Raw genomic sequence first — 25,812 nt, 5'->3', positions numbered from 1 at the left:
GGGCTCGGGTAATTTCTCGTGAAAAAAGTCGCGGTCATGCTATTGCTGCTGTTACTGCTCGTAGCGGCCGTAATAGCCTCGGTAGTCCTCGGCGCCCGGGACGTGCCGCTCTCGGCCGTCTTCGCGGCTCTCTCGGGTGATACGTCCAGCGTGGATGCTTCTGCGGTATCGGCCCGGCTCCCACGGGCAATGCTGGGCGTCGCGGTTGGTTCCGCATTAGCCGTTGCCGGCGTGGCGATGCAGGGGGTAACCCGTAATCCGCTTGCGGATCCCGGGATTCTGGGAGTGCTATCCGGAGCATCGCTGGCAGTTGTTATTGGCCTAGCATTCTTTGGGTACATGGCGCAGGGGACCGGAACAATCCTCCTTGCGATTATCGGCGCCGCGATAGCCGCCGCATTCGTCTACTGCGTCGGTTCGCTGGGCCGCGGCGGTGCCACGCCCCTGAAACTGGCGCTCGCCGGCGCGGCGACGTCGGCCGCGATATCGTCGTTGATCTCCGCCATTATTCTGCCGCGCACTGAAGTGATGGATTCCTATCGCTTCTGGCAGATCGGATCGATTGGCGGCGCCGAGTGGTCGACGTTGGTTCGCGCCATCCCCGTCTTTGTCATCGGCTTGCTGATCTGCGCGGCAGGTGCGGGGCTTTTGAATTCCCTAGCCCTGGGCGACGATGTAGCCGCCAACTTAGGGGTGAATGTTGGCGCTGCGAGGCTGGGCGTTTCGATCGGGGCGGTCATACTCTGCGGCGTGGCCACGGCACTGGCGGGCCCGATTGGATTCGTCGGGCTCATTGTCCCGCACATCATGCGCCACGTCGTGGGAACGGATCACCGCTGGTTGATCCCCGCCGCCGGTCTAGCAGGTGCCAGCCTCCTGCTCCTGTCCGACGCGGTGGGTCGCCTATTGGTGCGCCCGGAAGACTTGGACGTAGGAGTGGTGATGCCCCTGCTGGGTGCACCTCTATTTATCTGGATAGTGCGTTCGCGAAAGTTGCGTGAAATATCATGACCTCGACGCCTGCTGCATCGTTTAATGATCCGCGGTTCGCCGATGCGGATACCAACCCTTCCGCGCGCGTGTTGCGGCGATTGGATATCCTCACGGTCGCTGTCCTAATCCTCTTGCTTCTCGCGCTGTGCGTGATTAGTTTGCTGTTTGGCGAGACGACTTATTCCATATCTGAACTCATGCAGGTGCTGTCCGGGCAGGTCGTGCCCGGTGCCTCATATTCGATTGGTGAGATCCGCCTACCCCGCCTGGTCCTAGGCGTGCTGGTGGGCCTCGCCTTTGGCCTGTCAGGTTCCGTGTTCCAAACTATGCTGCGCAATCAGCTGGCGTCGCCGGACATCATTGGCATCTCGGCCGGCGCCTCGGCGACCGGGGTCGTAGCGATTCTAGTGTTTCGGCTGCCCCAGACATTGGTGAGCTTGTGGGCCTTGGTGGGCGCGCTGCTCGCGGCCGCGGGGATCTACGTGCTGTCTTTCCGGCGCGGATCTTTCGCCGGCACGCGCCTTATCCTTGTTGGAATTGGTTTTACCGCGATCCTCCAATCGGTGGTGACCTTCGTTCTCTCCCGCGCCGCGGCGTGGGATTTGCCCACCGCAACCCGATGGCTCAACGGTTCGCTCAACGGTGCAACATGGGAGCGGATCATCCCGGTGGGGGTTGCGGCTATCGTGGTCCTGCCGATTGTCGTGGTTCAGTTACGCAACCTCAAGCTGCTGCGCCTAGGGGATGAAACGGCCGCCGCGCTGGGGGTCAATGTTTCGCGTTCGAGGGCAGTGCTCATTATTGGCGCGGTAACCCTGATTTCCGTCGCGACGGCGGCCGCGGGGCCTATCGCGTTCGTGGCCTTTATGTCTGGCCCCATCGCGGCGCGGTTGCTGCGGGGTGGCATGTTTCCTCCGTTAGTGGCTGCGATCGTGGGAGCGTTGCTCACTGTGGGGGCTGACTTCGTTGGCCAGAACCTGCTGGGGGCGCGTTATCCCGTAGGCGTGGTTACCGGAGTACTGGGCGCGCCCTTCCTGATTTACCTGCTTATCCGTTCCCAACGACAAGGGATGTGATTATGACCGGATCACCTTATCCAATTCCGTCCCCGCAGGGGAGCACCCAGGCTGGTGGCTTGGGTCAGCGCCGTGCCGGGGCGTCCGCGTTCGGGGGACGCGACCTCACTCTGGAATATGACGGCTTCCGTGTATCGACCGGCCTTACGGTCGACGTGCCGATTGGAAAAGTCACGTCGATCATTGGCGCGAACGGTTGCGGAAAATCCACGCTTCTGCGGGCACTTTCGCGGCTGATGAGCCCTACCCGAGGCGGCGTGTACCTAAACGGCGAGCGGGCGGACAAGATCGCCCGGAAACGGTTCGCCCAAACGGTGGGGATACTGCCACAGAACCCGATTGCCCCGGAGGGCATGCTGGTCTCAGATTTGGTCGAGTGCGGCCGCCAACCCTACCGGCGCCTGTTGGGCCGTGCTGACCACGAGGACCGGGCGATTGTCCGGCGCGCCATGGAGGTAACCTCAACGCTGCACCTGGCCGACCGCCCGGTGGACGAGCTTTCAGGCGGCCAGCGCCAGCGGGTGTGGATTGCGATGGCGCTGGCACAGGATACGGACATCTTGCTGCTTGATGAGCCCACCACGTTCTTGGATATCGCCAATCAGCTGGACATCTTAGAGGTCGTCTCACGCCGCAACCGCGATGTGGGCACCACCGTGGTGATGGTCTTGCACGACATGAACCTAGCCTCGCGCTACTCGGATCACATCGTGGCGATGAAAGACGGAGCCATTGTTGCCGAAGGCGGCCCTCGGGAAGTGCTGACGGTGGGGAGGATCCGTGAGATCTTCGGGATCGAGTCGCAGATAGGCGTCGACCCGGTTTCCGGCGCCCCGTACGTGTTCCCCGTTGGCCGCGAAGAAATCCCCCGGGAGGACCTGCTATGACTACCTACATCCCCGTTCGCGCAACTGTAGTGCGCACCCAGCGGTTGAGCGAAACCTACATTCGCATCACTTTTGGTGGTCCGGAGATGGCCCGCCTGGGATCCGAGAACGCCGTACTCGATCAACGAATTAAATTGATATTCACGGAAACCGGGGAGCCGCCCGCACTGCCGACGAACGCCGATTGGTATCAGGGCTGGTTGGGGATGGACCCGCGGGAACGCGGTGTGATGCGCACCTATTCGGTGCGCGAGCAGCGCATGACCGCCGATTCAACAGAGTATGACGTTGACTTCGTATTGCACGGGGTTGGGGACGGCGGCCACCCCGGCCCGGCCTCCAGCTGGGCCGACAAGGCCGCCGTGGGGGATAAGGTGACCGTGGTGGGGCCCGCGCGCGACGGAAACTGCGGGGGCTCGAATAACGGCATCGCCTTCTTGCCGGGCGAAGCCACCCACGCGTTCATGGTGGGGGATGAAACGGCAGTGCCGGCCATCGGGAGAATACTCGATGACGCCGCGAATCTATCTCCGGAAACTGAGAAACTGCGCGGCGGTGTTGCGGTCATTGAGCTGCCCACCGAAGGGGACATTGAGGCTATTCGCAACGACTTCCGCATACCCCAGGGTTTCGAAGTAATTTGGTTAAACCGCAACGGAGCCGCCCGCGGCGCGAAGACTACCGAAGCCCTCGCAGCGGCTCTTACCGGGGCTTTAACCGGGAAACTCCAAGGAGCCACCCGTACCGAATCCCTTTTATCTGCTGCGCATCATGAAGCGGGCAGTGAGCCCTTGGCAGAAGCGGATCATGAGGAGCTGATTTGGGATCAGCCCGGTGAGGTACTGGATTCCGAATACTTTTGGATTGCCGGAGAAAGCTCACTGGTTCGCTCGCTGCGTCGATTGCTAGTGCAGCAGTTTGGGTTGAAGAAGGGCCAGATCTCTTTTATGGGGTATTGGAAAGACGCGCGCCCGCTCAGCGTGAACCCCTAGTGGGCTGGCGTCGCGGGTAAGCCGTAGAGCCGTTGCTGGGTCTCCAGGATGGTGGGCAGGATGTCCACGCCGCGCAGCTCGGAGATGGTATCTGCAACGTGGGTGAGCCCGGCGCGGAGATCATCGGCGTGGTCACGGGCGGTTTTGTCAGCAAGCGTCTTCGATGAGGGCAGGTCCGTCTCCAGCAGGATGCGCTCCGCCGGGACCTGTTTTGCGTAGGCGCGCCCGCGCTTGCCTGCCAGCATCATGGGGTTAAAAGAGACGTAGCCGCCGGCGCGCATCAGCCGGGTTAACTCATCGCTGGTGCCGGAGAACCAGTGGACGATGGGGGCAACCCCGGCCTCCCATACGCGGTGTTCGTCAAGCATGTCCAGCACGGCCGTGGCGCAGCGCACGGCGTGGATGGATAGGACGTAGGTCTTGCTGCCCGCCGCGGCGCATACCGAGTCGAGGATGTGGCTAAAGACGCGGCGCTGGAGGTCTTCCGGGGCACGCTCAAGGTTTTGTGGCAAAAAGTCCATGCCAATCTCGCCGATGAGCCTGCAGCCTTCCACCTGCTGGTCGAAGATGGCGAGCTCCTCCTCGGCCTGCGCGTGCGAGGTGATGTACCAGGGATGAAACCCCAGGGAGAGCATGTCACCGGGAGCTTGCTGGACATAGGATGACGGGGTCAGCGTCTGGGCCACCACGCCAATGCCGCGCGAGGCGTTAAGCCCGGCGAACTCCGCCCGTGCGGGCGCGCTCAGGAAATCCAGGTGGTAGTGGGTGTCAAGCATTGGCGCGCTCTTCGGCTAGGCGCTCCTTCGCCGCGGCGGACAGGCGTGGCGGGTTGGGGTATTCCTCGAATCCGGTCAGGCGGCGGATGGCCTTCCCGGCAATCATCTTGCCCATGATTGGTGGCATATAGCTCATGGAGCCCAGGGTCTCACCCTTGACGCGGGAGCCGCCGTGGTCAATGCGGAAGGGTTCTTCCTGGGAGTAGAGCACCTCAATGCCGCGGATCCCCTGCTTCTGGCTTTCTAAACGGATGACCTTGGACAGCGGGCAATTGCCGGTGCGGCGAATCTGGGCAAAACGCAGGTACGCTGGGTCCATCTTGTTGGCCGCGCCCATAGATGAAATCAGGTGGATGTTGTGCTCCGCGCACCAGTGCGCAATGGCGAGTTTGGTGGTTACGGTATCCAGGCAGTCCAGCACGTAATCCGGGCGGGACACGGACGCGAAGGTCTCATGGATGTTGTCCTTGGTGATAAACACATCGCGCGCGGTCACCGTGCAGTCGGGGTTAATCTCGGCGATGATTTTCTCCATCACCTCCGATTTCTTCATGCCGATGGTGCTGCCATAGGCCACGGCCTGGCGGTTGATATTGGATTCCTCCACCACGTCACCGTCCATGACGATGAGGTTGCCCACGCCGCCGCGGGCTAGGGCCTCGGCGCACGCACTGCCCACGCCGCCGAGCCCCAGCACCATCACCGTGGCGCTTGTCAGCTTTTCCATCCCCTCATCACCAAAGATAAGGTGCAGGCGGGCATGGCGGGGGTTGGTCACGGGCTCCTCCTCGTTGGGCCGCGCGCAAAGGCGCGGGTGGATAAGATTGCCCGATCATAGTGAACAGTCCCAGGCTGCGCCAACCTCGCTAGGCCTGGCGGACTCGGGGCGGGGTGGCATCGGACGCGAAAAGCGGCGCACCACACCGGATGCGCCGCACTGCAGTACGGCACTGAAATGGAACGCGGAGGGGGAGTATGGCCCCATGGTTGAACCCGCGCTGCAGCTTATCCAAGAGGAGCCGCGGTACGCCTACGTGCGCCTCGCGGTAATGCCCAATGCGTTCCCGGGAGCCTAATTTTTTTAACCGAGCGCCGCCACGGCGATGATCACCGGCCTGGGCGCACCAATTGCGGCGGCTAGCGCACACGGGTCGCGCGGCCGCCTAGCTGGGGTCAGCGCCGCGGAGCCGATTGGCCTCTAGGCCGCCTGGGCCTTGAATTTTGCGTGGCTGGCGCGCAGCAGCCAGAAGCCTAAGAGGGCAAGGACGCCCCAGATGAGCGCCACGGACCATGACGCGCCGGCGATAATCAGCAGCGGCGCCACGGCCACCGCCGCGCCCTCGATTGGGATAAGCGGCATGTAGGCGTAGCCGAAGTCTTCCACGGTGCCGGACTCAAACTCGGGATCCACGATGCGCAGCAGCGCGATGCCCGTGGCCACGGAACCGGTGGCCCAGCCCCAGGTAAAGATCTGCTTCTCGAACCAGCCGTGGCCCAGGTAGCGCGGCGCAATGACCAGGCCGAGGAACACGCAGAAGGCGATGCCCAGCAGGAAGATAAACAGCAGGGACAGCAGGTGGTCAGAAACGAATGCCGGCTCGATGGAGACCATGCCGCAGACAATCAGGATGTCAGAGGCGGTACCGGAGATGGACTTGGTGGTTCCCTGATCCACGACCTTGACGCCGCCCGTCCTGCGCAGCGCCCAGCGGACTACCAGGCCAACCAGGAACGCGGTGGTAAATAGCGGCAGCGCGAACGCATTGAGGTACGCAGCCGAGGTGGTCTGCACCCACCAGCCGATGGCCATCACCGCGCCGACGATGCCGATGTGGAAGGTCAGGGTTTCCACGGAGGAGCCGGACAGCGTGTGCTCACCGGCGCTGTGGCGCTCATCGCGTCCCAGGATGCCGGTGCGCAGGGACTGGGGCAGCGGCTTGGATGCGTCGTACGCGGCGGCGTAACCCTTGGACGCGCCGATGCGGGCCAGGATGACGCCGCCGATGATGCCGGAGAGCATGCCCACGGTGGCCGCGGTAAACGCGATGGAGGTCACTTCCGGCTGTCCGTTGGCGGCGAATACGTCACCCATGGCGGCGGAGGTGCCAAAGCCGCCGGACCACGCGCCGAAGAGAATAAGACCCATGGACATTGGCGCGTCGAACAGCGGCCGTAGCAGGATAAACGCCAGCAGCATGCCAACTAGCACCTGCCCGGCGGACATTAAGATGCCGTAACCTGCAAAGCCTCGCAGGGAGGGGGTAAGGGACTTGAAGCTGAAATCCTGGGACAGCGCCATGCAGGAAAACACCACGGCGATGAGCATGGTGGTGTAGGAGCCCACGTATTCAGAAAACGGCAGGCCGGCCCATGCCCAACCTTGGGACTTCGCGTACGCGCCCAGCACGTTGGGGCCCAGCAGGAAGCCTAGGAAACCCGCGATTACCGGCGCCGGCAGCATGAGCCACTGGAAGGCGGGGACCTTGGCGCGCAGTATTACGCCCAGCAGGATAAGGGCGCCGATAAGGCCCATGTCAACCAAAAGGGTTTGGCGGAATAATGCTTCTTCCATGTAAGACTCGCTTCAAAAATAAATCGGCACCGCCGCCGGCGCCGAATAAGGTACTAAACGCCGCTAAGCCTACAGACGGCTAGGCAAAATAGATAGTTCCCGGCCTATATATCCGCCTATATTCCCGGGGTGATGTGAGGGGCGGGCCTCTCACCTGCGTCTAAGCTATCGGCCGATAGTTTCCTGCGTTAATGAAGTCACACTTCCGGCACGCATTCCCAGCGCGTGGAAAAATGGGGCCTATGAACGGGCATGACAATCACAACGAAGCAATCAATAAGATGGCCAAGGAGGAATCCTTGGAGCGCTTGGCCACCCAGGAGCTTGGCCGCCTTGTGGTCCGGCGCAAGGATGACATGGATATCTTCCCGGTCAACTACGCGCTGGACGGCGAATCCGTCTATTTCCGCACCGCGGAGGGGTCCAAGCTCTTTAGCGTTAGCCTCAACCACGATGTGCTCTTCGAGGTGGATCACGTTGAAGGCGACAAGGCGTGGTCCGTGGTCATCAAGGGCGAGGCCGAGGTGCTGAAGAGTTACCAGGATATCGAAAAGGCCGATGAGCTTCCCTTAAAGCCGTGGCTGCCCACGCTGAAGTACAACTACGTGCGCATCAACGCCAGGGAAATTTCCGGCCGCTACTTCAACCTCGGTGAGGAGCCAGAGCGCTACCAGGGCTGAGCCGGCGCAGGGCGGGCCGCTGGCGCGTCTGTGAGTGCGGACGCGGCGGGGCGGTGCGTCGTCTCCACGCCCTAAGACCCGTAGGGTGGGGGTATGAATAAAGGTAAAAAGCCGCACCACGATGCCCGGGACACTTTCACCAAGCGCGTGCGCGAGCCGGATCAGGCGGGCGCCGAGGCCGCCGGGTTGCGGTGGCTGGGGGAGAACACCCACGCCGTGGTGGAGGTGGTTAGGGTAGACGGCCTTGAGCTGGTCACCGAGCGCATCCATGAGGTCATGCCCACCGAATGGGCCGCGCAGGAGGCCGGGCGCCAGATCCTTGTTATGCATGAGTCCGGGGCCGAGGCCTTTGGTTGCCCGCCGGCTGGATGGGCGGGGAAGAACTACATCGGCCGGGTTGAACAGCGGTGTGAGCCCACGGACAACTGGGCGCGCTTTTACGTTGAGCAGCGCGTCCTGCCCTTTGCCCGCAACGCTAACCTGCACCCGCAGCAGCTGGACCTGGTGGAGCGGGCGTGTGCCGCGATTGTGGCTAACGACGGCGGGAAGTACGGCCGGGTGGCGCCGGCCCGCATCCACGGCGATTTGTGGGCGGGCAACCTGCTCTTTAGCAGCGATGGCCCGGTCATGATCGACCCGGCGGCGCACGGTGGCCACCCGTTTACTGACTTGGCCATGCTGGCGTTGTTCGGTGCGCCGTACCTCTCCCACATAGTGGCCGGCTACGGCGCGCCTGATGACTTCTTCGATTGGGTGCCCATGCACCAGCTTCACCCGCTGGCGGTCCACGCCATGACGCACGGCCCCGGCTACCACGCGGACTTAGCCCGCGCCGCCGAGACCACCCTCAAGGTGCTCGGCGAATCCTAGTGTCGGTACCGGGCCTAGGCGGGCTTAAACCAGTCCCCGCTCTACCTCGCGCGGGCCGGGAGGCATCATGCGCTTGTGCTTGCCGCGGTGGTACCAATCCTCGATGGTCTTGCGGGCAGCGTCGGGCACGTCCCTGCCCTCGAGGTAGGCGTCAATGTGTTCATAGGTAACGCCTAGTGCAACCTCATCCGGTAGTTGCGGCTTGTCATCCTCCAGGTCCGCGGTGGGGACCTTTTGCCAGGTGGAATCGGGGGCGCCCAGCTCAACGAGCAGCTGCTTTCCCTGGCCCTTGGTCAGCCCCGCCAACGGGAGGAGATCGGCGGCGCCGTCACCCCACTTGGTGTAGAAGCCGGTGACGTTTTCCGCGGCGTGATCCGTGCCGATGACTAACAGCCCCTTCTCTCCCGCGACGGCGTACTGCGCGGTCATGCGCAGGCGGGCCTTGATATTGCCGCGGTTAAAATCTCCCAGATCCGCCTCGCCGAAGGCGCCGGCTATCTCATCGTCCAGCGCCGCGGTGGCGGGGGCGATGTTGATGTTGAGGCTGTGGTCCGGCTGGATGAATTTCAGCGCCACCTGCGCGTCATCCTCATCGGCCTGGACGCCGTGTGGCAGGCGCACGGCGTAGAACTCGGCGCCCTCGACGCGGTCGCAGGCCAGCTGGGCCAGCTTGCCGGCCAGGGTGGAGTCCTGGCCGCCGGAAATTCCCAGGACGTAGCCCTTGGCGCCGGTGCGTTGCAGGTAGTCCACGAGGAACTGGATGCGAGATTCCACCTCCTGTGCCGGGTCAATGGAGGGCTTGGAGCCCATTTCTTCGATAATCTGCTGCTGCAGCGGGGAAATAGAAGTCATGCGGGCCATTGTAATCTCGCGAACGCAATTCTGTAGTCCTATAGGTGGCGCGCGGTCAGGCGCGGAGCGGTCCCTGATGTGCGAGTTTGCGGCGCTCCCGCCCGGGGCCGGGGTGGAGGTGTATAGGCGTGAAAAGTGTGAGTTTTGGTATTGACGCGCCAGTGGGGTAATATTTTCCCTCGTGTCATGACCGGACTTCCGGTACATGCTTTACAGTATTCATTTCCGCACTTGAGATGCGCATAACGAAAGGAGCGCCCGATGAAGGTCCGCAAGTCGCTTCGGTCGCTGAAGAAGAAGCCGGGCGCCCAGGTTATTCGCCGCCACGGCAAGGTCTTCGTGATCAACAAGAAGGATCCACGTTTCAAGGCTCGTCAGGGCTAATTCGTGCGAAGCATTGATGCCACCTACCTGTAACCGGGTAGGTGGCATTAGTCGTTTTAGCCCCCGACGGATTAACCGCGATGCTTCGGCCCGTGGGGTGCCGCGCTAGCTTCGCGGCCCGGTGGCTTTGCGGCCCGGTGGCTTTGTGGCCCGGTGGTCTTGTGGGGTGTGGTGGTCGGCGGCGGTTGGCGAGCGGGGTGGTGACGGTGGGGCGTGACGGGCGCGATTTAAGGTCCATTCCGGCGGGGTCCAAATCGGACGCGGGCCCGCGCCGAAAATGTAACCTTAGTCACATTATTTCGCAAAACCCCAAGAAATTTCAGCGGTGTAAGCCGGGGGCTTGGAAGGGGTGGAATTACACGAGTGCAACATGTGGGCCGCCGGGGGCCAGCTTCCTGGGAATTTCACCCACGTAACTACTATATGTTGTGTCAGTTGCGGGGAATCGCCACAAAGTATAGTGTCATTCGTGTTGCTCAGGACATCGAGGACAACGGTTCTAGATATCCCTGAGAAGTAAATAAAGAACTTGATTCCCACCGCCCCGGTTCGGCTCGAGGTGACACTCCTAGCCCGCCGCCGAGCGCATGATGAAGAAGGACGTAGCCGCCATGTCTATCACTCTCTACACCAAGCCAGCTTGCCCACAGTGCGTCGCAACCAAGCGTGCGTTTGACCGCTCCGGCGTTGAGTACTCCACCGTGGATGTGTCCATGGATGATGACGCGCGTGACTACGTCATGTCCCTGGGCTACGTTGCGCTTCCGGTCGTAGAGGCTGAGGGCAACCACTGGAGCGGCTTCCGCCCAGACCGCATCAAGGAACTGGTCAGCGCAGCGGCATCTGCTTAAGGCAATCGATAGGCTCTACAACCGTCCTTACGAGAGCGAGCAGGGGGCGCACGGCGCTTTCAGGCTCGCTCTTTGTCTTTGTAGCAGCCCACCGCCGCCAATAGCATTCCAATAAACACCCAAAACCCGTGAGTGGGGCCTTAAAACATCATGTTGGTCGTGTACTTTTCATCCGCAACGGAAAACACGCGCCGTTTCGTCAACAAGCTAGGTTTTCCCGCCAAGCGCATCCCGCTGCACAAGAAGGATGAACCCCTGGTGGTCGATGAGCCGTACGTGCTTATTTGCCCAACCTATGGCGGGGGTGCGTCCATTACCCATGAGAACTCAAAACCGGTGCCGGTTCAGGTCATCCGCTTTTTGAATAATGAGCACAACCGCGGCCTTATCCGCGCGGTCATTGCCGGCGGCAATTCAAATTTCGGCAGTGACTTTGGCAAGGCGGGGGAAATTATTTCCGCCAAGTGCAAGGTGCCCTACGTATACCGCTTCGAGTTGATGGGAAACGATGAGGATGTGCGTCTGTGCCGCGAGGGGCTCGAAGCCAACGCGCAGGCCCTGGGGCTGGACCAAGTAAAAGCCCAATAACCTGCAACTATATCGCCCTTCCGCCGTTGCGGCGGGAGGGCTTTAGGGGTAGAAGGGAATTGATTTCCACTATGCCGTGAGTGCGCGGATCAAGTAGTATCGGTTCCACACAGTGCTCCCAGAGCAGCCCCTAGAGCACCAATAAAAAGACTTACGAAAAGGAAATCGAAACGCATGTCTACTCAGCTGGGAAAGACCGTGGCAGAGCCAGTAAAGCAGGAAGAGCAGCTGGATTACCACGCGTTGAATGCGATGCTGAATCTCTACGATGAGAACGGCAATATCCAGTTTGATAAGGACCGCGAGGCGGCAAATCAGTACTTCCTGCAGCACGTCAATCAGAACACCGTCTACTTCCATGACCTGGAAGAAAAGATCCGGTACCTGATTGAAAACAAGTACTACGAACCTGAGGTCATCGAGCAGTATGATTGGGAGTTCGTAAAATCCCTCTACAAGCGCGCATACGGATTCAAATTCCGCTTCAAGACCTTCTTGGGTGCGTTTAAGTACTACACGTCCTACACGCTAAAGACCTTCGATGGTCGCCGCTACTTGGAGCGCTTCGAGGATCGCGTCGCCATGACCGCCCTGTTTTTGGCGGATGGCAACGAGCAGGTGGCCGAGGCCATGGTTGATGAGATCATGACCGGCCGCTTCCAGCCCGCAACCCCTACCTTCCTCAACGCGGGCAAGGCCCAGCGCGGCGAGCTGGTTTCCTGCTTCCTGCTACGCATCGAGGACAACATGGAATCCATCGGCCGCTCCATCAACTCGGCCCTCCAGCTGTCCAAGCGCGGCGGAGGAGTGGCGCTGCTGCTGTCCAACATCCGTGAGTCCGGTGCCCCCATCAAGCGCATTGAAAACCAGTCCTCCGGCGTCATCCCGGTAATGAAGCTGCTGGAGGATTCCTTCTCCTACGCCAACCAGCTTGGCGCCCGCCAGGGTGCCGGCGCGGTGTACCTCAACGCCCACCATCCAGACATCATGAACTTCCTGGACACCAAGCGTGAGAACGCCGATGAGAAGATCCGCATCAAGACCCTGTCTTTGGGCGTGGTCATCCCGGATATCACCTTTGAGTTGGCCAAGCGCAATGATGACATGTACCTGTTTTCCCCGTATGACGTTGAGCGCATCTACGGCAAGGCGTTCGCGGATATCTCGGTGACCGAGCATTACGAGGAAATGGTTGAGGATCCCCGCATCCGCAAGAAGAAGATCAACGCGCGCCAGTTCTTCCAGACCCTGGCCGAGCTGCAGTTTGAGTCCGGTTACCCGTACATCATGTTCGAGGACACGGTGAACAAGGCCAACCCGGTCAAGACCGGCCGCATCAACATGTCCAACCTCTGCTCCGAGATCCTGCAGGTCAACACCCCGTCCTACTTTAACGATGATCTCTCCTACTCGGAGATGGGGGATGACATCTCCTGCAACCTCGGTTCCCTGAACATCGCCATGTCCATGGATTCCCCGGACTTTGCAAAGACCGTCGAAACCGCGATCCGCGGGCTGACCGCGGTGGCGGACAAGACCGCCATCGATTCGGTTCCATCCGTGCGCAAGGGCAATGACAATTCGCACGCCATCGGGCTGGGCCAGATGAACCTGCATGGATACCTGGGGCGCGAGCACATCGAGTACGGCTCCGAGGAGGGCCTGGACTTTACCAACGCCTACTTCGCTGCGGTGATGTACGCCTGCATCAAGGCTTCCAACACCATCGCCCGCGAGCGCGGCGAATCCTTCTCCGAGTTTAAGGATTCTGAGTACTACACCGGCGAGTTCTTCGATCGCTACGACCCAGAGACCTTCAAGCCGCGCACCGAAAAGGTCAAGGCCCTTTTCGAGGCGTCCACTATCAAGACTCCCACCGCGGAGGAATGGGAGCAGCTGAAGGCGGACGTTCGCGCCTACGGCATGTACAACCGCAACCTGCAGGCCGTGCCGCCAACCGGTTCCATCTCCTACATCAACAACTCCACGTCTTCCATCCACCCAATCGCCTCCAAGATTGAGATCCGGAAGGAAGGCAAGATCGGCCGCGTGTACTACCCGGCGCCCCATATGGACAACGAGAACCTTGACTACTTCAAGGACTCCTACGAAATTGGCTATGAGAAGATCATCGACACCTACGCGGAGGCCACCAAGTACGTCGACCAGGGCCTGTCGCTGACCTTGTTCTTCAAGGACACGGCCACCACTCGCGATATCAACCGCGCGCAGATTTACGCATGGCGCAAGGGCATTAAGACCTTGTATTACATCCGCCTGCGCCAGATGGCTCTTACCGGCACCGAGGTTGAGGGCTGCGTATCCTGCATGCTTTAAGCGCCTTGGCAATCCCCCGCACGGGTCACTCCGAGCGGGGGATTGAGCTATTTGCGGTTGTGGTCCAGGATGCGTCGGGAGAGCGCCTCGGCGGTATCGGCCCGCGAATCGGCAATCGCCCGGGCCAGCTCGAGGTGCAGCTGCGCGGTGCCGGCGACGGGATCCCGCTTGGCGGAGCCGAAGATGGACTTGCCCTTGAAAATGGCCAGCAACGAGGGGGCGAGCGCGTTGAACATCTCGTTGCGGGAGCCGCGCAGAATCGCGGTGTGGAATTGCAGGTCCACCTCTAATTCCGCGCCAACCTTGGGGGAGGGGTGGGCGTCAAGCTTACACAGCTCGCCGGCGAGGCGCAGAATCTCCGCGCGGTCCGCCTCGCTGGCGTGTTCAGCGCAGTGGCGGGCGGCCAGCGGCTCGATAGCCACGCGTAGCTCATTGAGCGTGCGCAGCTGCGCGGCCCGCGATTTCTCACCCCGCAGCCTCCAGGCGATTACCGCGGGATCAAACACGGCCCAGCGCTCCATCGGTAGCACGGTAAGCCCCACGCGCCGGGAGGATTCCACCATGCCCAGCTGTTCCAGGGCGCGCATCGCCTCGCGGGCGACCGTGCGGGAGACCCCAAATTCGGCCTCGAGTCCCCGCAGCGTCAGCCTGTCCCCGGGCGCATAAGCCCCGCCCGCGATGGCTTGGCCCACGGCGTCTAACACCGCGCCCGCCAAAGGCCCCGCTTTGCCCGACGCCACCTCCAGCACCTCCCGCTTTCTTTCCCGGCATACCGTTTATTTACTCTGATGGTACCCTTGACCCCGATTGAACTTTTACCGGATAGGCCCGAATCCCTATCCACCCTACGTAGGAGCTAGTAGTTGACTCACGAGTATGACGGCTACCTTGAAAGCCACGATAAGCCAGTTAAGGCCATCAACTGGAACACCATTCCGGATGAGAAGGACCAGGAAGTCTGGGATCGCCTCACCGGTAATTTCTGGCTCCCAGAAAAGGTTCCAGTGTCCAACGACCTGCCGAGCTGGAGGACTCTGACCGAGCTCGAGCAGCAGACTACTATGCGTGTGTTTACCGGTTTGACCCTGCTGGATACCATCCAGGGCACGGTTGGCGCCGTATCCCTGTTGCCGGATGCCAAGACCCTGCATGAGGAGGCGGTATACACCAACATCGCCTTCATGGAGTCCGTTCACGCGAAGAGCTACTCCAATATCTTTATGACCCTGTCCTCGACGCAGCAGATTAATGACGCCTTCCGCTGGTCCGAGGAGAATGAGAACTTGCAGAAGAAGGCCAAGATTGTCCTTTCTTATTACAAGGGCGAAGATCCGCTGAAGAAGAAGGTGGCCTCCACGCTGCTGGAGTCCTTCTTGTTCTACTCCGGCTTCTATCTGCCGATGTATTTCTCCTCCCGCGCCAAGCTGACCAATACCGCGGACATCATCCGCTTGATCATCCGCGATGAGGCGGTCCACGGTTACTACATTGGCTACAAGTACCAGCAGGGGCTGAAGGAACTGACCCAGGCTGAGCAGGATGAGCTGAAGATGTACACCTTCGAGCTCCTCTACGATCTTTATGACAATGAGACCGATTACTCGGAGGATCTCTACGATGACCTCGGCTGGACCGAGGACGTCAAGCGCTTCCTGCGTTACAACGCCAACAAGGCGCTGAACAACCTGGGCTACGAGGGTCTCTTCCCGGCGGATGAAACCCGCGTATCCCCAGCGATTCTTTCCTCCCTGTCCCCGAACGCGGATGAGAACCATGACTTCTTCTCGGGTTCCGGTTCCTCCTACGTCATCGGCAAGGCCGAGGAGACTACCGACGAGGACTGGGACTTCTAAAACGCGCGTCGACCGCGCGCACACGTCACTTCCACGCCTAAGTGGGCGCTGAGGTGGGCCGGCGTTACGCTGGCCCACCTTTTCTGTTTTGTCATCAACCTTAAGGATGACGTATCCCGGGGGGTTTCGGGGGTCGCTCGCGGGGCCTAAAAGCAAGGAAAAAGGGGTGGGGGAGTGTGGGCTGTGCCACTCCAGGGGGACGAGGTTTTGGTGGGGTTTATGTGGCTACGCCTAACGTGCTGCGGGAATGTAGTCACTTCTGTCACATTGGCCTTCTATAGAGGGAAAAGAAAGTTAATTGACAGCTGGAAATAGGACGCGCGCTGACTTAGGATTAGTCTCTGTAAATCCATGGGCGTAGTGGCCCTAAATCCGCTACGCCGTTAGTCAGGAGGATTCTTAATGACCGCTGTGGCGCCACGGCTTGACGATTACGTCCAGCCAACCCGCCCTACGCCTACCGGTAATGAGAAGACCGGTAACAAGGCTTGGGTATTTTTGACCACCACCGACCACAAGCAGCTGGGCATCATGTACATGATCATGGCCTTTAGCTTCTTCTTCCTCGGTGGCTTCATGGCATTGCTGATCCGTGCTGAGCTTTTCACCCCGGGCCTGCAGTTCCTTTCCAACGAGCAGTTCAACCAGCTGTTCACCATGCACGGCACCGTGATGCTGCTGCTGTTTGCAACCCCGGTTGTGTGGGCTTTCGGTAACTACGTCCTGCCGCTTCAGATCGGCGCTCCGGACGTGGCCTTCCCACGCCTGAACGCATTCGGTTTCTGGATCACCCTCATCGGCGGCGTTGTTATGCTGCTCGGTTTCGCAACCCCTGGTGGCGCCGCGGACTTCGGCTGGACTATGTACCTGCCGCTGGCCGATGACGTCCACACCCCAGGCATCGGCGCCGACATGTGGATTGTCGGCGTGGGCGCTACCGGTGTTGGCACCATCGCTTCCGCCATCAACATGATCACCACCGTGCTGACCATGCGCGCGCCTGGCATGACCATGTTCCGCATGCCGGTGTTCACCTGGGCGGTATTCGTTGCTTCCGTTCTGGTTCTGATGATCTTCCCGCTGCTGACCGCTGCGGCACTGGGTGTCCTGTATGACCGCAAGCTCGGCGCTCACATCTACGACTCCGCTAACGGCGGCGCTATCCTGTGGCAGCACCTGTTCTGGTTCTTCGGCCACCCTGAGGTATACGTTCTGGCCCTGCCATTCTTCGGCGTTATCTCTGAGATCATCCCGGTGTTCTCCCGTAAGCCAGTCTTCGGCTACATTGGCCTGATCTTCGCCATCCTCGCCATCGGCGCTCTGTCCATGGCCGTGTGGGCACACCACATGTTCGTAACCGGCGCGGTCCTGCTCCCATTCTTCTCCTTCATGACGTTCTTGATTGCGGTTCCTACCGGCGTTAAGTTCTTCAACTGGGTGGGCACCATGTGGAAGGGCCACATCACCTGGGAGACCCCAATGATCTTCGCTATGGGCTTCCTGGTTACCTTCCTCTTCGGCGGCATGACCGGCATTATGCTGGCCTCCCCGGCACTGGACTTCCACCTGGCTGAGTCCTACTTCCTGATTGCCCACTTCCACTACACCCTGTTCGGCATCGTTGTATTCTCCGCTATCGGTGGCGTCTACTTCTGGTTCCCGAAGATGACCGGCCGCATGCTCGATGAGCGCCTCGGCAAGATTCACTTCTGGCTGACCTTCATCGGCTTCCACGGCACCTTCATGGTTCAGCACTGGCTGGGCAACATGGGTATGCCACGTCGCTACGCGGACTACCTGGACACCGATGGTTTCACTCTGTTCAACCAGATTTCCACCATCTTCTCCTTCGTACTGGGCGCGTCCGTCATCCCATTCATCTGGAACGTATTCAAGTCCTGGCGCTACGGTGAGATTGTCACCGTTGATGACCCATGGGGTTACGGCAACTCCCTGGAGTGGGCAACCTCTTGCCCTCCTCCACGCCACAACTTCGTTGCCCTGCCACGCATCCGCTCCGAGCGCCCTGCGTTCGAGCTGCACTACCCACACATGGTTCAGCGCATGCGTGCTGAGGCTCACCTTGGCCACGGCCACGATGACCGTGAGGACGTGCACCGCTAAATAGAGGCGGCACACCGTCTAGGCTTCTCACAAAGCCAAAAGACTCCTGACAGCACCGTCAGTTCCTCCCCGGAGGCGCTGGCGGTGCTCGCCGTTTTAGCCCAACGCGTACCCCACTATGGGACACGCGTAGCTGCATAAATACGGGGCGTGTAATAATTAAGCGCGTGACTGATACAGATGCCTTGATGACCACTGCCGTAATCACGACCACCGGCCCCGATAAGCCCGGGGTGTCCGCGGCTTTTTTCCGAGTCTTGTCCTCCCACCACGCCGAGCTGATGGACGTGGAGCAGGATCTCTTTGCCGGGCGCATCGCGCTCGCGGCGTACGTTTCCATCGAGCGGGGCAAGCTGGAAAAGGTAGGGCAGGGCCTGCGCGATACGCTGAGCATCTACAAGCAGCACGTCTCCGTGGATGAGCGGGATGGCGCAAAGGCCCGTCCCCGCTCCACCCATGCGGTGGTCGTCCTGGGGCGTCGGATTACCGCGGGGCATATTTCCGCCATCGGCCAGACGCTTGCCAATTTTGACATCAACATTGACCGAATCCGCGGTATCTCGGATTATCCGGTCACCGGGATTGAGCTGTACGTGACGGTGCCTGAAAGCTCTGGCGCTATCCGCAAGGCCCTTGCCCTTCAGGCCGCGGAGCTGGGCGTGGACATCGCCTTCGAGCGCGCCGGCCTGTCCCGACGCGCCAAGCGCCTCATCTGTTTCGATTGTGACTCCACCCTGATTACCGGTGAGGTCATTGAGATGCTCGCGGCCCACGCCGGCAAAGAGGCTGAGGTAGCCGAGGTGACCGAGCGCGCGATGCGCGGCGAGTTGGATTTCGAAGAGTCCCTCCGCGAGCGCGTTGCCACCTTGGCGGGTCTGGACGCCTCCGTCATCGATTCGACCGCGGCCTCGCTCACTCTGACCCCGGGAGTGCGCACCACCATCCGCACGCTCAAGAAGATGGGTTACCGCGTGGCCGTGGTCTCCGGGGGCTTCATTCAGGTGCTCGAGGGGCTGGCTAAGGACCTCGATCTCGATTACGTGCGGGCCAACACGCTCGAGGTGGTTGACGGCAAGCTCACCGGCCGGGTGACCGGCAAGGTGGTCGACCGCAAGGCCAAGGAGGAATTCCTCCGCGAATTCGCCGACGACGCCGGCCTCGACATCTCCCAAACCGTCGCCGTTGGAGACGGCGCCAACGATATCGACATGATCACAGCCGCGGGCCTGGGCATCGCGTTCAATGCGAAGCCCGCGCTGCGCGAGGTTGCGGACGCGTCCATCAACCATCCATACATGGATGAGATCCTCCACATCCTTGGTATCCCTCGTGAGGAAGTCGAAGGTGCTTAGCCACGACCCCGCGGCCTTTCGCGTCGCCCACCATCGCCTATCCGCGGTAAGCCATCCGCGCGGCCCGCGCGAGGACCTAGAGATCGAGGACCCGTCCCGCCCGGAGACGGTCCAGGCCATGCAGATCGCGCTGAACATTCCCAAACAGGACCCACCCGCGCGCAATGAGGTGCTAGTTGCCGCGGCCCGCGCCGTTATTGCCGCATGCCTGGATGATCGCGCCGGTAGGGACACAGCCTATGCCGAGGCGCTGGCCGGGTGGTACGGCCGGCGCATCCGCAAAGTGGCGCGCCGCGGCCGCAACGCCGCCTGGGATAACGTGCAGGCCTTGCCGGGCGTCACGGTCGATAACCTGGCCCGAGCGTTTGCCCCATCGGCCGTCAGTGAGGTCCCGCACCCCATCAGGAAGCTGCAGATTTCAGGCACGGACCTTCCCCTAGAGGCGTTGTCTAGCGCGCCGGCAGACCGGCCCATCCTCTATGTCGACGCCTCGCTCGGGATGAGCGCGGGAAAGGCCGCGGCCCAGGTGGGCCACGGTTCAATGCTGCTGGGCGCGGCCATGACTCTGGAAGAGGCTGAGGCCTGGGCCGCGCGCGATTTTGCCCTGTCCGTCCGTGAGGTGGGCCGCGATACGTTCCAGCGCGCCTGCGCCCAGCCGGGCGCGGTCATCATCCGCGACGCCGGCTACACGGAGATAGCGCCGGGCTCAGCCACCGTCTGCGCCCTGCGCGCCCCACTACACGAGTAGCGATTTCCGCATCGCGAAAACACAAAAGACTGATCGCAAAAGACCTACACCGAGTTATTTTCCCGCCATTAGGAGGAAATCCAGGCGGTTTTTCTTGATGTAGGTCCTTTGCGATCAGTCGTTTGGGCTCAGCCCCGCGACGCATACCGCCGCGCGCCGAACGCCGTCTCGCCCCGAACGCCGTCCCGCTGTCTTTCGCTAGTCCGTAGCCAGGCGCGCGTACACCGCGAGGTCATCGAAACGGCCGTGCATGTGCTGCGAGCCGCGGGCAACGCCCTCGAACGCAAAGCCCGCCTTTTCGGCGACGCGGCGGGAGGCTACGTTGTTGACGTCCGCCTTGAGCTCGATGCGGTGGAAACCCTGGCCAAAGGCCCACTCGGTCACGGTAACTACCGCGTCGGTGGTAAACCCCTGGCCGCGCGCCCACGGCGCGGTGTGGTATCCCAGGTCCGCCAGGAAGTCATTGCGTGGGCGCAGCTCAATGACGCCGCAAAAGTCGTCGCGTTCGTCGGTCATGGCCCATTTGCATTCGGTGCCGCGGATGAACGCGTGCGCCATATCGAGCGTGTACGCCGGCGGGACGTTGGTCCAGCGCTGCGTTTCGGCATCCTGGCAGGCCTCCGTGAGCTTTTCTGCGTCCTTTGGGGCCAATGGGCGCAGGTTCTTCAAAAATGGGGCCGTAAGCTGAGGCAGGTCGGATCCAGTCATGCGGAAATGATATACCTCACCCAGCCTTAGAACCTAGCCGCCCGAGCCCACAAGGCGTTTTAGCGCCCCGCGCACCGTTTCGGGATTGGTGGTGTACCAGAACGGCGGAATGGAGTTGCGCAGGAAGGAACCGTAACGCTTGGTCTCTAAGCGATTATCCAGTACCGCCACCACGCCACGGTCCGTCACGGAGCGCAGCAGCCTGCCCGCACCCTGCGCCATGAGCAGCGCCGCGTGGGTGGCGGATACTTCCATAAACCCGTTGCGGCCCTCCGCCTTGGCTGATTCGGTGCGCGCCTGCATCAACGGGTCATCCGGCCGGGGAAACGGGATCCTGTCCATAATGACCAGGGAACACGCCGGTCCTGGAACATCCACGCCCTGCCATAGGCCCAACGTGCCGAACAGGCAGGAATTTTCATCCTTGGTGAACTTCTCCACCAGCGCGCTCACGGAATCTTCGCCCTGAACATGAATGGTAAAGGGGAGCTTGTTGCGCAGTTTTTGGGCGGCCTCCTCGGCGGCGCGGCGGGAGGAAAACAACCCCAGGGTGCGCCCACCGGCGGCCATAATCAGCTCGCGGATTTCCTCCAGGGTCTCCGGCGCCAGCCCGTCGCGCCCGGGGGCGGGTAGGTGCCGCGCCACGTAGAGGATTCCGGCCTTGGCTGGGTCGAAGGGGGTGCCCACGTCCAGCGAGTCCCACGTTCCCTTCGGCAGGCCCCACTGCGCGGCCATGGCGTCGAATCGACCGCCTAGGGCCAGGGTGGCCGAGGTCAGCACCACAGTTTGCTCACCAAATAGGTTTTCGTGGAGCAGGGGAGCCACGGACAGCGGCGCCACGGCTAAGGTGTCCGTGTTGAAGCGTTCATCGTGGGAGAGCCAGACCACGTCGAAGTGCTTGGCCGGGTCATCCGTTTCGAAGACGTCCAGGATGCGGGTAACGGTCTCCACCATTTCGCCCAGGTGGTTGACCAGGTTGATGCGTTCGGCGTACTTTTCCGGGTCGTTGGCCTTTTCCTCCTCGGAGCCGGTGCCCAGCGCGGTCTTGCAGCTGGCGAGCGCCTGCCCCAGCGAATCCAGGTGGCTTTTCGCCTCGTCAGGCATGTCCACCCAGCGCCCGGGTTCGAATTCGCTCATGGTCAGGGCGAATTCATCCGCCATCTCTGCCAGGCGGTGCTCCTTGCCCTCCGCCCCTAGGGACTTGGCCCGGTTGGCCGCCAGCTTGATGGCGCGCGCCGTGACCTCCGCGGTGGACACGGAGGTGATGCGGGCGTCCAGCTCGTGCGCCTCGTCGACAATCACCACGTCATGTTCGGGAAGGATGTTCATCTCGCTGACCGCATCGATGGCCAGCATCGCGTGGTTGGTCACCACCACGTCTACGTTCTGGGCGTGCTGGCGGGCGGCCTCGGCGAAGCAGTCCTCGCCGTGCGGGCAGCGCGTTGCGCCCAAGCATTCCGACGACGTCACGCTCAACTGCCGCCACGCCAAATCCGGAACACCCGGGTCCAATTCATCGCGATCCCCGGTCTCGGTATCCTGCGCCCAATCCGCGATCCGGCGCACGTGCTGGCCCATACGTGAGATGGCCTCTTCCTCGAATATGCCCTCATCCTCGGGCTCCACGAACGCGCCGAGCACTTTGTTCATGCAGACGTAGTTTGAGCGCCCCTTCATGATGGCAAAGGTCGGGGTGCGCCCCATCACCGGCGAAAGAGCGTCCATTAACCGGGGCAGGTCCCTGCCCACCAACTGGCGCTGCAGCTGCAGCGTGGCCGTGGACACTATCACCGTCGATCCGGTGTTATGGGCGTGCAGGATGGCCGGAACCAGATACGCCAGGGATTTTCCGGTACCGGTGCCCGCCTGCACGGCGAGGTGCCGGTCGCGCTCCAGGGCCTCCGTCACGGCCAGGGCCATGCGCACCTGGCCCTCGCGCCGCGCGCCGCCCAGCGCCTCCACGGCGGCGGTGAGCAGGGATTCGGTGGTTAGCTTCTCAGGGGTCTCATCACTCATCAGGGTTAAGGAGTCTACTAGGAGTTAAACCCCGAAAGGCGAGTGGGTACCGCGGGCTCACCGCGAGTCAAGGACAACCCCTCCCACGGCAGCGTCTTGATAGCCGCGGCGCGGTGCTCACGGGCCTCTTCCAGGCTAGGCAGGTCCTCAACCAGCTCGCCGTCGCGCATCAACGGGACGGTCAGCTCGCGCGCCTCCAAGGCTCCGGTATCCGGGGTCTGCGCGTCGAAGGGGAAGACGATTTCCTCAACGGCCACGCCCGTGGAGCGGTAGGTGCGCACCGCGCGCTTGGCGCCGCCGACGGACTGCTTAGAGGAGGAGCGCTTGGCCACCGGATGGCCTTCTACCTCAACGAGCTTGTAGACCATGGAGGCGGTGGGCGCGCCGGAGCCGGTGACCACGGAGGTGCCCACGCCGTAAACGTCGACCGGGTCGCTGCGCAACGCGGCGATGACAAACTCGTCCAGATCTGAGGAAACCACGATGTTGGTACCGTGATTGCCCAGGTCATCGAGCTGCCTGCGCACCCTGCGGGTCACGGCCCCCAGATCGCCCGAGTCGATGCGCACGGCGCCCAGCTCGGGCCCGGCCACCTTCACTGCGGTAGCCACGCCGTTGGTGATGTCATAGGTATCGACTAGCAGGGTGGTGCCCACGCCGGCGTCTTCGATCTGGCTGCGGAACGCGGCCTCCTCGTTGGGGGAGCCGTCCTCATTGATGTGCAGCAGCGTCCACGCATGCGCGGCGGTGCCGGACGCGGGGATGCCGTAGCGGTGGGCGGCCTCCAGGTTTGAAGTGGAATCAAAACCCGCTAGGTATGCGGCGCGGGAGGAGGTTACCGCGGCGTATTCGTGGGTGCGCCGGGAGCCCATTTCGATGATGGGGCGCCCATCCGCGGCAACCACCATGCGGGAGGCGGCGGAGGCCACCGCGGAGTCCGAGTTCATGATGGATAAGATGACCGTCTCCAAGATCACGCACTCGCCGAACGTGCCGTGCACGGTCAACAAGGGCGAGTAAGGGAAGTACAGCTCACCCTCCCGGTAGCCGTCAACCTGGCCGGAGAATTTGTAATTGCGCAGATATTCGATGGTCCGCTCATCGAGGAAGTCCAGCGTCGCCAGCTGCTCCTCGGTGAAGCGGAAGTCCCTGATCGCGTGCAGTACGCGCTCGGTGCCGGCCACCACGCCGTAGCGGCGCTCGTTGGGCAGGCGGCGGGCGAAGACCTCGCACGCTACCTTGCGGTTTGCGGTGCCGTCCCGCAGCGCGGCCTGGAGCATGGTCAGCTCGTATTTGTCAGTCAGCAGCGCGGTGGAGCGGTCCGCCGGGATGGAAGAAGAAGTGTTAGTAGTCACCAGGCCAAGCTTAGTCAAAAACTTCTCAGAATCATTCGATTCTTTGCCCCTTGCCGGCCCGTTCCGGCGCACATGGGTGGATGATACGGCCGCCACGCCGCAACCAAGGGCTTGCCGTGGCCACTAGTGGCAGAGGCGAGTTATTGGTTAATCTGGAGTACATGAACTTGTCAGCAACCGGCATCAGTGTGCACATGATGGGCTCGCCTATGGCCACACCAGAGCTCGATGAAGCGATAGAGGTAGACGTAGCCACCAGCGAGAATCTGCCCTGGATGTGCATAGTCTGGGATGATCCCGTCAACCTCATGAGCTATGTGTCATACGTATTCCAAACCGTCCTGGGTTATGACAAAAAGCGCGCGAATGAGCTCATGATGCAGGTCCACACGGAGGGCAAGGCCGCCGTATCCTCCGGCGAGCGGGACAAAGTGGAAGCTGACGTGAAGAAACTTCAGGTTGCCGGCCTGTGGGCTACCATGCAGCAGGCCGGCTAAAGGCCGCCGCCGATTGCCGACTTTCAGCGTGAGATTTAGAAAGAAGTACTAGTGCAGGCTTGGAAGAAAAAGAAGTCCCTGATGCGTGGGGTTAGGTTCCACACGGTCCTCGAGCCCATGGAGCGGGAGGTGTTGGGGGATCTCACCGCCACCGTGTCGGAATCCATCATTGCGCGTGCGCAATCCGCCCCCAAGGATGAACTGGCGGAGATGATGGACATGCCTTCCGGCCACACCGAGGCCCCGGAGGACCCCTCGCTCGCGCGCCTTTTCCCCGATTTCATGCGTGATGGGGATGAGGCCTATGAGGGGGATTCCGGCCTGATGCGCGCGCTGCACGAAAATGACATCGCCAAGGCCAAGCTGCGCAACCTCCAGGTCATCAACCAGGCGCTCGGCCCCGATGGCGGCGTGGAGGTTTCCATATCGGAGGCAGAGGCCCACGCCTTTCTTTCCGGCCTCAATGACCTGCGCCTGTGGGTCGCCGCGGGCGAGGTGCGTGGCGGCGAGGCCGCCGAAGCTGATCGCGACGCGCTGGTGGAATGGCTCGCATTCAACCAGGATTCGCTGCTCAACGCGCTGATGCCTTAAAGGGGGCCACTATGACTTATCAGAATCCTCAATTCCGGGAGCCCCAGTTCAGCGGTGGGGCCCGCCCCACCGCGCCGCAGCTCCCGGAGCGCAAGGTCAACCGCGGCGGTTCGCACAACTACACCCGACGCGGACGCATCCGCACGGGAATCACCTTTGCCGTGGGCTACGTGGTCATCATTTGGGCGGTGTTCATCATCAACGCGGTCGTCTTCGGCGGAGGACTCAACGCCTACGGCATCCGCCCGCTGGACTTCGGTGGCATCTGGGGCATTTTCTTCTCCCCATTCCTCCACGCCAATTGGGAACACCTTTTGTCTAACACCATTCCCGGCGCCATCTTCTGTTTCCTCATTGGCCTTTCGGGCCGCCTGGCGTGGTGGGAGGTGACCGTCATCTCCCTGCTGGTCGGCGGGATCGGCACCTGGCTGCTGGGCGGGCCGGGAACCCTGCACATCGGCGCCTCGGGCCTGGTGTATGGCTGGTTGGCGTACCTCATCGTGCGCGGAATCTTCAATCGCTCCCTGATTCAGTTCGCCCTGGGTGTGGTCCTGGGGATGGCCTACTCGGGTCTTATCTGGGGCGTGCTTCCGGTCACGCCGGGTGTGAGCTGGCAGGGGCACCTATTCGGCGCTATCGGCGGCATCGTAGCGGGCATGGTTATCACCTCCGATGACACGCTCGCCCAGCTCCAGCACCGCAAGCGTTAG

26 protein-coding genes are annotated in these 25,812 nt (G+C 61.8%); 18 read left to right on the top strand and 8 right to left on the bottom strand.

The window, feature by feature from the left end:
- The first annotated feature begins 36 nt into the window (after positions 1–36).
- The 4 genes from CENDO_RS09155 to CENDO_RS09140 are packed head-to-tail and all read left to right on the top strand — an operon-like array spanning position 37 to position 3,948.
- Positions 37–1,011, top strand: a complete 975-nt coding sequence (locus tag CENDO_RS09155; protein ID WP_136141755.1) for a FecCD family ABC transporter permease — start codon at positions 37–39, stop codon at positions 1,009–1,011.
- Entirely contained in the window at positions 1,008–2,069 is a 1,062-nt protein-coding gene (locus CENDO_RS09150) for a FecCD family ABC transporter permease (RefSeq protein WP_136141754.1), read from the top strand. Before CENDO_RS09155 ends, CENDO_RS09150 begins: the two co-directional genes overlap by 4 nt.
- 2 nt (positions 2,070–2,071) lie before the next feature.
- The gene (locus tag CENDO_RS09145) at positions 2,072–2,956 is read left to right on the top strand and encodes an ABC transporter ATP-binding protein (protein WP_136141753.1); all 885 of its coding nucleotides are present in this window, start codon (positions 2,072–2,074) and stop codon (positions 2,954–2,956) included.
- Positions 2,953–3,948, top strand: coding sequence for a siderophore-interacting protein (locus CENDO_RS09140; RefSeq protein WP_136141752.1), 996 nt, complete (start codon positions 2,953–2,955; stop codon positions 3,946–3,948). The genes CENDO_RS09145 and CENDO_RS09140 overlap by 4 nt, the downstream gene beginning before the upstream one ends.
- On the opposite strand, the gene CENDO_RS09135 is transcribed toward CENDO_RS09140, so the two are convergent.
- Both CENDO_RS09135 and CENDO_RS09130 read right to left on the bottom strand, forming a co-directional pair.
- On the bottom strand, positions 3,945–4,724 hold the full coding sequence (locus CENDO_RS09135) for a TatD family hydrolase (RefSeq protein WP_136141751.1): 780 nt from the start codon (positions 4,722–4,724) through the stop codon (positions 3,945–3,947). The two genes, CENDO_RS09140 and CENDO_RS09135, sit on opposite strands and share 4 nt — an antisense overlap.
- Positions 4,717–5,502 carry a tRNA threonylcarbamoyladenosine dehydratase gene (locus tag CENDO_RS09130; protein ID WP_136141750.1) on the bottom strand — a complete coding sequence of 262 codons (786 nt, stop codon included), beginning with the start codon at positions 5,500–5,502 and terminating at the stop codon, positions 4,717–4,719. The genes CENDO_RS09135 and CENDO_RS09130 overlap by 8 nt, the downstream gene beginning before the upstream one ends.
- Before the next feature lie 46 nt (positions 5,503–5,548).
- Here CENDO_RS09130 and CENDO_RS09125 point away from each other — a divergent pair, with 46 nt between their 5' ends.
- Positions 5,549–5,800 carry a hypothetical protein gene (locus CENDO_RS09125; RefSeq protein WP_136141749.1) on the top strand — a complete coding sequence of 84 codons (252 nt, stop codon included), beginning with the start codon at positions 5,549–5,551 and terminating at the stop codon, positions 5,798–5,800.
- Positions 5,801–5,922: 122 nt separating this feature from the next.
- Here the strand turns inward: CENDO_RS09125 and CENDO_RS09120 are convergent, their stop codons facing one another.
- The gene (locus CENDO_RS09120) at positions 5,923–7,296 is read right to left on the bottom strand and encodes a sodium/glutamate symporter (protein ID WP_136141748.1); all 1,374 of its coding nucleotides are present in this window, start codon (positions 7,294–7,296) and stop codon (positions 5,923–5,925) included.
- A gap of 242 nt (positions 7,297–7,538) precedes the next feature.
- Between CENDO_RS09120 and CENDO_RS09115 the strand changes: the two genes are divergently transcribed.
- Both CENDO_RS09115 and CENDO_RS09110 read left to right on the top strand, forming a co-directional pair.
- The gene (locus tag CENDO_RS09115) at positions 7,539–7,976 is read left to right on the top strand and encodes a pyridoxamine 5'-phosphate oxidase family protein (RefSeq protein ID WP_136141747.1); all 438 of its coding nucleotides are present in this window, start codon (positions 7,539–7,541) and stop codon (positions 7,974–7,976) included.
- 93 nt (positions 7,977–8,069) lie between these two features.
- Positions 8,070–8,846 (top strand): fructosamine kinase family protein, encoded by a 777-nt coding sequence (locus tag CENDO_RS09110; RefSeq protein ID WP_136141746.1) that lies wholly within the window; start codon positions 8,070–8,072, stop codon positions 8,844–8,846.
- A 24-nt stretch (positions 8,847–8,870) separates the two neighbouring features.
- On the opposite strand, the gene nadE is transcribed toward CENDO_RS09110, so the two are convergent.
- Positions 8,871–9,698 carry an NAD(+) synthase gene (gene nadE / locus CENDO_RS09105; protein WP_136141745.1) on the bottom strand — a complete coding sequence of 276 codons (828 nt, stop codon included), beginning with the start codon at positions 9,696–9,698 and terminating at the stop codon, positions 8,871–8,873.
- Between the two features lie 261 nt (positions 9,699–9,959).
- Between nadE and ykgO the strand changes: the two genes are divergently transcribed.
- The 4 genes from ykgO (at position 9,960) to nrdE (ending at position 13,858) form a co-directional block, all read left to right on the top strand.
- The gene (gene ykgO, locus CENDO_RS09100) at positions 9,960–10,082 is read left to right on the top strand and encodes a type B 50S ribosomal protein L36 (protein WP_003847162.1); all 123 of its coding nucleotides are present in this window, start codon (positions 9,960–9,962) and stop codon (positions 10,080–10,082) included.
- Between the two features lie 611 nt (positions 10,083–10,693).
- Entirely contained in the window at positions 10,694–10,933 is a 240-nt protein-coding gene (gene nrdH / locus CENDO_RS09095) for a glutaredoxin-like protein NrdH (RefSeq protein ID WP_136141744.1), read from the top strand.
- Positions 10,934–11,083: 150 nt separating this feature from the next.
- A complete protein-coding gene (gene nrdI, locus CENDO_RS09090; protein WP_136141743.1) occupies positions 11,084–11,521 on the top strand; it encodes a class Ib ribonucleoside-diphosphate reductase assembly flavoprotein NrdI in 438 nt (145 codons plus the stop codon).
- A gap of 174 nt (positions 11,522–11,695) precedes the next feature.
- The gene (gene nrdE / locus CENDO_RS09085) at positions 11,696–13,858 is read left to right on the top strand and encodes a class 1b ribonucleoside-diphosphate reductase subunit alpha (protein WP_136141742.1); all 2,163 of its coding nucleotides are present in this window, start codon (positions 11,696–11,698) and stop codon (positions 13,856–13,858) included.
- Positions 13,859–13,905: 47 nt separating this feature from the next.
- Here nrdE and CENDO_RS09080 read toward each other — a convergent pair whose 3' ends face one another.
- Positions 13,906–14,598, bottom strand: coding sequence for a FadR/GntR family transcriptional regulator (locus CENDO_RS09080; RefSeq protein WP_210726528.1), 693 nt, complete (start codon positions 14,596–14,598; stop codon positions 13,906–13,908).
- A gap of 123 nt (positions 14,599–14,721) precedes the next feature.
- On the opposite strand from CENDO_RS09080, the gene nrdF reads away from it, so the two are divergent.
- From nrdF to CENDO_RS09060, 4 genes are all read left to right on the top strand, one after another.
- Entirely contained in the window at positions 14,722–15,711 is a 990-nt protein-coding gene (gene nrdF / locus CENDO_RS09075) for a class 1b ribonucleoside-diphosphate reductase subunit beta (RefSeq protein WP_136141741.1), read from the top strand.
- A 402-nt stretch (positions 15,712–16,113) separates the two neighbouring features.
- Positions 16,114–17,835: an aa3-type cytochrome oxidase subunit I gene (gene ctaD, locus CENDO_RS09070; protein WP_136141740.1), complete on the top strand. Its 1,722-nt coding sequence runs from the start codon at positions 16,114–16,116 to the stop codon at positions 17,833–17,835.
- 188 nt (positions 17,836–18,023) lie between these two features.
- Positions 18,024–19,187, top strand: coding sequence for a phosphoserine phosphatase SerB (gene serB / locus CENDO_RS09065; RefSeq protein ID WP_136142238.1), 1,164 nt, complete (start codon positions 18,024–18,026; stop codon positions 19,185–19,187).
- Positions 19,180–19,935, top strand: coding sequence for a peptidyl-tRNA hydrolase (locus CENDO_RS09060; protein ID WP_425456175.1), 756 nt, complete (start codon positions 19,180–19,182; stop codon positions 19,933–19,935). Before serB ends, CENDO_RS09060 begins: the two co-directional genes overlap by 8 nt.
- A gap of 198 nt (positions 19,936–20,133) precedes the next feature.
- On the opposite strand, the gene CENDO_RS09055 is transcribed toward CENDO_RS09060, so the two are convergent.
- Genes CENDO_RS09055 through CENDO_RS09045 form a run of 3 tightly spaced genes read right to left on the bottom strand, consistent with a single transcriptional unit; the run spans position 20,134 to position 24,014 of the window.
- Positions 20,134–20,643 carry a GNAT family N-acetyltransferase gene (locus CENDO_RS09055; protein ID WP_136141738.1) on the bottom strand — a complete coding sequence of 170 codons (510 nt, stop codon included), beginning with the start codon at positions 20,641–20,643 and terminating at the stop codon, positions 20,134–20,136.
- 33 nt (positions 20,644–20,676) lie between these two features.
- Entirely contained in the window at positions 20,677–22,659 is a 1,983-nt protein-coding gene (locus tag CENDO_RS09050; RefSeq protein ID WP_136141737.1) for an ATP-dependent DNA helicase, read from the bottom strand.
- A gap of 17 nt (positions 22,660–22,676) precedes the next feature.
- Positions 22,677–24,014, bottom strand: coding sequence for a nicotinate phosphoribosyltransferase (locus CENDO_RS09045; RefSeq protein WP_136141736.1), 1,338 nt, complete (start codon positions 24,012–24,014; stop codon positions 22,677–22,679).
- 197 nt (positions 24,015–24,211) lie between these two features.
- On the opposite strand from CENDO_RS09045, the gene clpS reads away from it, so the two are divergent.
- The 3 genes from clpS to CENDO_RS09030 are packed head-to-tail and all read left to right on the top strand — an operon-like array spanning position 24,212 to position 25,812.
- Entirely contained in the window at positions 24,212–24,511 is a 300-nt protein-coding gene (gene clpS / locus CENDO_RS09040; protein WP_136142237.1) for an ATP-dependent Clp protease adapter ClpS, read from the top strand.
- 51 nt (positions 24,512–24,562) lie between these two features.
- Positions 24,563–25,102, top strand: coding sequence for a DUF2017 domain-containing protein (locus CENDO_RS09035; RefSeq protein ID WP_136141735.1), 540 nt, complete (start codon positions 24,563–24,565; stop codon positions 25,100–25,102).
- 11 nt (positions 25,103–25,113) lie between these two features.
- Entirely contained in the window at positions 25,114–25,812 is a 699-nt protein-coding gene (locus tag CENDO_RS09030) for a rhomboid family intramembrane serine protease (RefSeq protein ID WP_136141734.1), read from the top strand.

The organism is Corynebacterium endometrii, from assembly GCF_004795735.1.
In the GTDB taxonomy this organism is placed as follows: Bacteria; Actinomycetota; Actinomycetes; order Mycobacteriales; family Mycobacteriaceae; genus Corynebacterium; species Corynebacterium endometrii.
Note: the sequence above shows the minus strand (reverse complement) of the source record. Positions and strands in the feature narration are given on the sequence as shown.

Bases quoted from the DNA above. Each gene is read 5' to 3' on its own strand.
- CENDO_RS09150 (WP_136141754.1), top strand. From the start codon at position 1,008: ATGACCTCGACGCCTGCTGCATCGTTTAATGATCCGCGGTTCGCCGAT.
- CENDO_RS09155 (WP_136141755.1), top strand. From the start codon at position 37: ATGCTATTGCTGCTGTTACTGCTCGTAGCGGCCGTAATAGCCTCGGTA.
- CENDO_RS09135 (WP_136141751.1), bottom strand. From the start codon at position 4,724: ATGCTTGACACCCACTACCACCTGGATTTCCTGAGCGCGCCCGCACGG.
- serB (WP_136142238.1), top strand. From the start codon at position 18,024: ATGACCACTGCCGTAATCACGACCACCGGCCCCGATAAGCCCGGGGTG.
- CENDO_RS09110 (WP_136141746.1), top strand. From the start codon at position 8,070: ATGAATAAAGGTAAAAAGCCGCACCACGATGCCCGGGACACTTTCACC.
- clpS (WP_136142237.1), top strand. From the start codon at position 24,212: ATGGGCTCGCCTATGGCCACACCAGAGCTCGATGAAGCGATAGAGGTA.
- nadE (WP_136141745.1), bottom strand. From the start codon at position 9,698: ATGACTTCTATTTCCCCGCTGCAGCAGCAGATTATCGAAGAAATGGGC.
- nrdH (WP_136141744.1), top strand. From the start codon at position 10,694: ATGTCTATCACTCTCTACACCAAGCCAGCTTGCCCACAGTGCGTCGCA.
- CENDO_RS09055 (WP_136141738.1), bottom strand. From the start codon at position 20,643: ATGACTGGATCCGACCTGCCTCAGCTTACGGCCCCATTTTTGAAGAAC.
- CENDO_RS09050 (WP_136141737.1), bottom strand. From the start codon at position 22,659: ATGAGTGATGAGACCCCTGAGAAGCTAACCACCGAATCCCTGCTCACC.
- ctaD (WP_136141740.1), top strand. From the start codon at position 16,114: ATGACCGCTGTGGCGCCACGGCTTGACGATTACGTCCAGCCAACCCGC.
- CENDO_RS09030 (WP_136141734.1), top strand. From the start codon at position 25,114: ATGACTTATCAGAATCCTCAATTCCGGGAGCCCCAGTTCAGCGGTGGG.
- CENDO_RS09140 (WP_136141752.1), top strand. From the start codon at position 2,953: ATGACTACCTACATCCCCGTTCGCGCAACTGTAGTGCGCACCCAGCGG.
- CENDO_RS09115 (WP_136141747.1), top strand. From the start codon at position 7,539: ATGAACGGGCATGACAATCACAACGAAGCAATCAATAAGATGGCCAAG.
- CENDO_RS09145 (WP_136141753.1), top strand. From the start codon at position 2,072: ATGACCGGATCACCTTATCCAATTCCGTCCCCGCAGGGGAGCACCCAG.
- ykgO (WP_003847162.1), top strand. From the start codon at position 9,960: ATGAAGGTCCGCAAGTCGCTTCGGTCGCTGAAGAAGAAGCCGGGCGCC.
- nrdE (WP_136141742.1), top strand. From the start codon at position 11,696: ATGTCTACTCAGCTGGGAAAGACCGTGGCAGAGCCAGTAAAGCAGGAA.
- CENDO_RS09120 (WP_136141748.1), bottom strand. From the start codon at position 7,296: ATGGAAGAAGCATTATTCCGCCAAACCCTTTTGGTTGACATGGGCCTT.
- nrdI (WP_136141743.1), top strand. From the start codon at position 11,084: ATGTTGGTCGTGTACTTTTCATCCGCAACGGAAAACACGCGCCGTTTC.